Origin of the sequence: Promicromonospora sp. NPDC060204 (assembly GCF_042728455.1) — a bacterium.
Taxonomy (GTDB): Bacteria; Actinomycetota; Actinomycetes; order Actinomycetales; family Cellulomonadaceae; genus Promicromonospora.
In genome coordinates this window covers 1-6,105 of the sequence record NZ_JBHWZO010000327.1, presented here as the reverse complement: position 1 = coordinate 6,105, position 6,105 = coordinate 1, and the positions used below count along the sequence as shown (strand labels likewise).

The window sequence follows — 6,105 nt, the reverse complement described above, 5'->3', positions numbered from 1 at the left end:
CCACCGAGGCGTCGGCCAGCTCGCCGATGCCGTGCAGCTCGTCGTCGTACTCCCCCACCACCACGAACGCGGCGCTCGACGGCGTGGACGGCTGGTCGCTCAGCCCGGGCAGCGAGCTGAGCGAGAGCACGCCCTCGACCTGCCCCGACGAGATCAGCTCCAGCGCGCGCTCGGTGCGCTCCTCCGGCCCGCCCTCGACGCTCACGACCTCCATGAGGAAGCCCGCGTCGTGGGCCACCACCGCCGCCGCGCTGAGCAGGCGGGTGGGCAGCAGCAGGGCCGGGGCCGGCAGCAGGACGGCCAGCCGGCCCGTGCGCCGGGTGCGCATGGAGCGGGCGAGCAGGTTCGGCCGGTAGCCGAGCTCCTCGATGGCCGCCTCGACGCGGCGCACCGTCTCGGGCTTGAGCCCGCCGTTGTGCCGCAGGTACCGCGAGACGGTCTGGTGGGAGACCTGCGCGAGGCGCGCGACCTGGACGATCGTCGGCCGGCGCACGGCATTCTCGGACATTCCGCCATCCTCTCGCTCGCGGCGGCCGGCGGGCCGCCGACACCAGCGTTGACAGCATAGTGAACGTTCACTATGTTGACGCCGGACGGAAAAGTGAACGATCACTATTCCTCGTACACCATCTGCGAAGACGCACGACACGATCCGAAGGAGCATCTGTGTCCTCAGCTCCCACCACCCTTCACGGAGGGTCCGCCGCCGGACGGCGCACTCGTCCGGTCAGCCCGGGGCGCACGTCGTGAGCGCTATCGGCGAGCTGCGGACGCTGCGCCGCGCCGGCCGCAGCGGTCTGACCACCGAGCAGAAGCAGGCGCTGGCCAAGGAACGACGCCGGGACTCGAAGGCCGCTGCGGTCTTCCTGGCCCCGTGGCTCCTCGGCCTGGTCGCCATCACGCTCGGCCCGATGCTCGCCTCCCTGTACCTGGCGTTCACCGACTACAACCTGCTGCAGGACCCGAACTTCACGGGGCTGGAGAACATCCAGCGCATGGTCGGCGACGAGCGGCTGGGCAAGTCGCTGGTCGCGACGATGACCTACGTCGTGGTCTCGGTGCCCATCCAGCTCGCGGTCGCCCTCGGCCTCGCGCTCCTGCTGGACCGCGGCATCCGCGGGCTCGCCCTGTACCGGTCGGTGCTCTACCTGCCCTCCCTGCTCGGGGCGAGCGTGGCCATCGCCGTGCTGTGGCGCCTCGTGTTCGGCGGAGAGGGCCTGTTCAACGCGTTCCTCGGCCTGTTCGGCATCCAGGGACCCGCGTGGGTGGCCGAGCCGGACACCGCGCTGGGCACCCTGATCGTGCTGCACGTGTGGACCTTCGGCGCGCCGATGGTCATCTTCCTCGCCGGCCTGCGCCAGATCCCGCGGCAGTACTACGACGCGGCGTCGACCGACGGCGCGAACAAGTGGCAGCAGCTGCGCAAAATCACGCTGCCCCTGCTGAGCCCGATCATCTTCTTCAACCTGGTGCTCGGGCTGATCGGCAGCTTCCAGTCGTTCACGCAGGCGTTCATCGTCTCCAACGGCAGCGGCGGACCGGCCGACTCGACGCTCTTCTTCTCGCTGTACCTCTACCAGGAAGGCTTCGCCGGCTTCCGCATGGGGTACGCCTCGGCCCTGGCCTGGCTGCTGCTCATCATCATCGGCGCGTTCACGGCCCTGAACTTCTGGGCCTCGAAGTACTGGGTGTTCTATGACGACTGAAACTCTTCTGACCACCGAACCGACCACGGGGCCGGGCAGGCGCCCCCTCGTCATCAAGCAGCGCCGACGCCGCCCGCGGATCCTGGCCCACGTGGGCCTGATCCTCGTGGCGATCGTGATGCTGTACCCGCTGCTGTGGATGGTGACCAGCTCGCTGCGGCCGAACGAAGACATCTTCACCAGCCCCGGGCTGCTGATCGACACGTTCGACTTGAGCCACTACCCCGACGGCTGGAACGCCCTGAGCAAGCCGTTCGGCAGCTACCTGCTCAACTCGGCTTTGGTCGTGCTGGGCTCCGTGGTGGGCAACCTCATCTCCTGCTCGATGGCGGCCTACGCGTTCGCCCGGCTGCAGTTCCGCGCCAAGACCGTCGCGTTCGCCGCGATGCTCCTGACGATCATGCTGCCGGTGCACGTGCTGATCATCCCGCAGTACGTGATGTTCGCCCAGATCGGCTGGATCAACACCTACCTGCCGCTGATCGTGCCCAAGCTGCTGGCCACGGACGCGTTCTTCGTGTTCCTGATGGTCCAGTTCGTGCGCGGCATCCCCCGCGAGCTCGACGAGGCCGCGCGGATCGACGGCGCCGGCCACGCCCGGATCTTCCTCCAGGTGATCCTGCCGCTCATGGTGCCCGCCCTGGCGACCACCACCATCTTCACGTTCATCTGGACCTGGAACGACTTCTTCTCCCAGCTCATCTTCGTGACCGACCCCGACCTCTACACGGTCCCGGTGGCGCTGCGGCAGTTCATCGACGCCCAGTCGCAGTCCGACTTCGGGGCCCTGTTCGCGATGAGCGTCGTCTCGCTGATCCCGGTGTTCCTCGTGTTCCTGTTCGGGCAGCGGTTCCTGCTGCGCGGCATCGCGACGACGGGCGGCAAGTGATGAGCCGACGACTGACGACCGGAGGAAGAACCACGATGGAACGACGCGCGCGACGGGGTGTGCTGGCCGGCTCGGCCCTCGCCCTGAGCGTCGGGTTGGCCGGGTGCGGCATCGCGCCCGACCCCGCCGACGCGGAGCTCAGCGACGGCGAGGTGACCCTGACGATGACCTGGTGGGGCGCGGACGCCCGCCACCAGTCGACCCTCGACGCGATCGAGCTGTTCGAGGAGAAGTACCCCCGGATCCACGTGGAGCCGACGTACGCGGACTGGGGCGGGTACTGGGACCGCCTGGCGACCACGGCGGCGGCCGGCGACATGCCGGACGTCGTCCAGTTCGACCAGCTCTACCTCTCCTCCTACGCGGGGCGCGGGGCGCTGCTGGACCTCGACGCGGTGCCGGAGTTCCTCGATGCGAGCTCGCTGCCCGACAACGTGCTGGCCTCCGGTGAGGTCGACGGCAGCCTGTACGCCGTGCCGATCGGTGTCGCGGGGAACGGCGTCGTGCTGAACACCAGCCTCTTCGAGAAGTACGACGTGCCGGTGCCGGACACCGACACGTGGACCTGGGAGGAGTTCGACGCCGCCGCGCAGGCGATCACCGAGGCATCCGGTGGCAAGGTACGCGGCCTGTCCCCGTTCGGGGCGGACTCGTTCAGCCTGGAGGTGTTCGCCCGTCAGCAAGGTGACCAGATCTTCGACGCCGAGGGTGACGTGGCGATCGACCCCGCCACGGTCGCCGCGTACTGGCAGCGTGAGCTCGACTGGATCGAGTCCGGCGCGGCGCCGGACGCGGCCGCCCTGAGCGAGAAGGCGGGCGTGCCCCTGGACCAGGGCGACACGGTAGTGGGCAACACCGCCATGGCCTTCATCGCCGCCGGCCAGTTCACCGCGATCGCCGCGGCGGCACCCGACTTCGAGTACGAGGTGGCGGACTGGCCCGCCGACCCGGACACGCCGGAGGGCTTCCAGTACCCCAAGCCGTCGATGTACTGGGCGGCGTCCTCCCAGTCCGAGCACCCGGCCGAGGCAGCTCTGCTGATCGACTTCCTCGTCAACGACCCCCAGGTCGCCCACGCCTTCGGGACTGACCGGGGGATCCCCGCCAACGAGGCCTTCCAGACGGCGCTCGAGCCCACGCTCGACGAGCAGGCCAAGAAGCTGCTCGACTTCACCAAGCTGGTGGGCGAGCGTTCCGGCGACGCCCCGCCCATCACGCCGAACGGCGCGAGCGAGATCGAGACCATGCTGTCCCGGTACAACCAGCAGGTCCAGTTCGGGAAGCTCTCCCCGCAGGAAGCGGCCGCAGGCTTCATCGAGGAGCTGCAGTCCGCGGTCGACGCCGCGGGCTGACCCGCCGGGCCGCGCTCGCCCGGACCCGGCCGCCCAACGAGGCGGGCGGGTCCGGGCGGGGTGGTGCAACGTTGACGCACTTGCCGAGGATCACTAGCGTGAAGCCGAGATCAGAGTCGATCAGAGAGGTACCACCCATGGTCGTACGACGCTTGTTCACCGTCCTGGCGCTCGCCGCGCTCGCCCTGTCCACCGCCGTCGCCCCGGCGACGGCCGGCGCGGGCGGGGCGGGCGGGGCGGAGCCGCCGCCGGGCGGGGCGGTGAACGGGACCCGCCTGATGGAGGGGACCTCCCTCTACCCGCGCGCCATCCGGCTGGAGCACTCCGGCCGGGCGAACGGCACGATCGTGGTCAGCACGGTCACGTTCGACGGCGACACGGGGCACGGCGCGATCTTCACCAGCACGGACGACGGCCGCAGCTTCGAGCGGGCCGGCACGGTCTCGGACCCGGGGGCGGCGCAGGGGCTGTGCTGCTCGACGTTGTTCGAGCTGCCGCGCAAGGTCGGCGACCTGCCGAAGGGCACCCTGCTGTGGTCGGCGTCGGTGGGCCAGCAGGTGGACGAGTCCACCCGCCGGATGACCCTGCCGGTGTGGGCCAGCCGGGATCAGGGCCGCACGTGGGAGCACGTGTCCACGGCGGCTACGGCGTCGGGCGGCAAGGGGCTGTGGGAGCCGGAGTTCGCCGTCTCCCCCGGCGGTGAGCTGGTGCTCTACGTCTCGGACGAGAACCAGCAGCCGGCGCACAGCCAGGTGATCGTGCAGGCCACGTCGTCCGACGGCGTGACCTGGTCGCCGCTCCAGGACGTCATCGCGCTGCCGGACGTCGGGCTGCGCCCGGGGATGCCCGTGGTGCGCCGGCTGCCGGACGGCGCCTACCTCATGAGCTACGAGGTGTGCGGCCCGGTGCAGGACTGCCGGCACTACACGCGCCGCTCGGCCGACGGCATCGCCTGGCCGCCCGTCACCGAGATCGGCAGCCCGGTCGCGACGGCGGACGGCACGCACTTCCGGCACACCCCGAACATCTCCTGGTACGACGACGGCACGCGTGACGGGCGGCTCCTCGGCGTCGGGCAGATGCTCTACGGGGCCGACGGCGCGGTGCTGCCCGGCAGCGGGTCCACGATCATGACCAACGAGGGCGTGCCGGAGGAGTCCTGGGCCACGGCCGAGGCGCCGGTGGGCATCCTCGACCCGTGGAACAACTACTGCCCCAACTACAGCCCCACGCTGCTGGCCCTGCCCGAGCGCGGCGAGCTGCTGGAGCTGTCCACGGGGTACGAGTCGGAGGGCGGGAGCTGCACCACGTACTTCGCGGTGGCCGACCTGCCGGACTGACCCAGCCGGACTGACCCAGCCGGACTGAGGCAGCCGCACGCACGATGGTGGCCGCCGCGAGCCTCACGCGCTCACGGCGGCCACCATCAGCACCACGGGCGCGACCACCAGCAGGTACATCAGCCCGAAGAACAGGGTGTGCACCAGCACGAAGCCGCCCAGCGTGCGCCAGTGCGCGCCCACCCGGAAGTGCCCGGCGAGCTTGCGCACGAACGACCCGGGATGCAGCAGGTCCCAGGAGTTGAACCGCACGTAGCGCCCCAGGTAGATGCCGACGCTGACCAGCAGGAGGGTGAGCGCCACCAGCACCCAGGAGTCGGGCTGCCGGTAAGGGTCGTCGTCGTTGGGCCGCACGATGAGCACGTACGCGAACTGCACCAGCAGCACGTTCATCAGCATGTTCAGCACCCCGGACAGCGCCAGGGACAGCACCATCACGATGTCGTACCAGAGCGGCGCAGGGTCGTCCGTGGGCCGCCGGTGGGAGAAGTTCAGCTCCGTCACCAGGTACGCCGAGTTGGGCAGCAGCAGCACCCACACCAGGAGCACCACCGCGATCACGGTGAGCATGAGCGCCTGGTTGGGCACGAACGTGATGACGCCCAGCACCAGCAGCAGCCCGATCCCGAGCACCACGGCGGGCGCCACGGACAGCCCGATGTTGAGCACCATCGGCCAGTACACCGGCAGCCGGAACACGGGCGCGCGCAGCAGCACCAGTGCCAGGGCGAAGACGTTGAGCAGGACGATGCCGGCGGGCAGCAGCAGGATCGCGTTCATCACCGCACATCATCACCGCGGCCCCGCCGTCGCGCCCG

Annotated in this window: 6 protein-coding genes; 4 read left to right on the top strand and 2 right to left on the bottom strand. The window is 70.1% G+C overall.

What is annotated here, in order from left to right:
- Positions 1-508, bottom strand: a 508-nt coding sequence (locus ACFWEJ_RS26260; protein WP_377232117.1) for a LacI family DNA-binding transcriptional regulator, incomplete at its 3' end; no start/stop codon positions are given.
- A 238-nt stretch (positions 509-746) separates the two neighbouring features.
- Between ACFWEJ_RS26260 and ACFWEJ_RS26255 the strand changes: the two genes are divergently transcribed.
- From ACFWEJ_RS26255 to ACFWEJ_RS26240, 4 genes are all read left to right on the top strand, one after another.
- Positions 747-1,706, top strand: coding sequence for a carbohydrate ABC transporter permease (locus ACFWEJ_RS26255; protein WP_377232116.1), 960 nt, complete (start codon positions 747-749; stop codon positions 1,704-1,706).
- Positions 1,696-2,595, top strand: a complete 900-nt coding sequence (locus ACFWEJ_RS26250) for a carbohydrate ABC transporter permease (protein ID WP_377232115.1) — start codon at positions 1,696-1,698, stop codon at positions 2,593-2,595. The genes ACFWEJ_RS26255 and ACFWEJ_RS26250 overlap by 11 nt, the downstream gene beginning before the upstream one ends.
- 35 nt (positions 2,596-2,630) lie before the next feature.
- Positions 2,631-3,947, top strand: coding sequence for an ABC transporter substrate-binding protein (locus tag ACFWEJ_RS26245; RefSeq protein ID WP_377232114.1), 1,317 nt, complete (start codon positions 2,631-2,633; stop codon positions 3,945-3,947).
- Positions 3,948-4,084: 137 nt separating this feature from the next.
- Positions 4,085-5,287, top strand: a complete 1,203-nt coding sequence (locus ACFWEJ_RS26240; protein WP_377232113.1) for a sialidase family protein — start codon at positions 4,085-4,087, stop codon at positions 5,285-5,287.
- Positions 5,288-5,350: 63 nt separating this feature from the next.
- Here ACFWEJ_RS26240 and ACFWEJ_RS26235 read toward each other — a convergent pair whose 3' ends face one another.
- The gene (locus tag ACFWEJ_RS26235) at positions 5,351-6,067 is read right to left on the bottom strand and encodes a DUF1361 domain-containing protein (RefSeq protein WP_377232112.1); all 717 of its coding nucleotides are present in this window, start codon (positions 6,065-6,067) and stop codon (positions 5,351-5,353) included.
- Between the last annotated feature and the right edge of the window lie 38 nt (positions 6,068-6,105).

Excerpts from the sequence above, each read along its gene's own strand:
- ACFWEJ_RS26245 (WP_377232114.1), top strand. The coding sequence starts at position 2,631 with ATGGAACGACGCGCGCGACGGGGTGTGCTGGCCGGCTCGGCCCTCGCC.
- ACFWEJ_RS26250 (WP_377232115.1), top strand. The coding sequence starts at position 1,696 with ATGACGACTGAAACTCTTCTGACCACCGAACCGACCACGGGGCCGGGC.
- ACFWEJ_RS26235 (WP_377232112.1), bottom strand. The coding sequence starts at position 6,067 with ATGAACGCGATCCTGCTGCTGCCCGCCGGCATCGTCCTGCTCAACGTC.
- ACFWEJ_RS26240 (WP_377232113.1), top strand. The coding sequence starts at position 4,085 with ATGGTCGTACGACGCTTGTTCACCGTCCTGGCGCTCGCCGCGCTCGCC.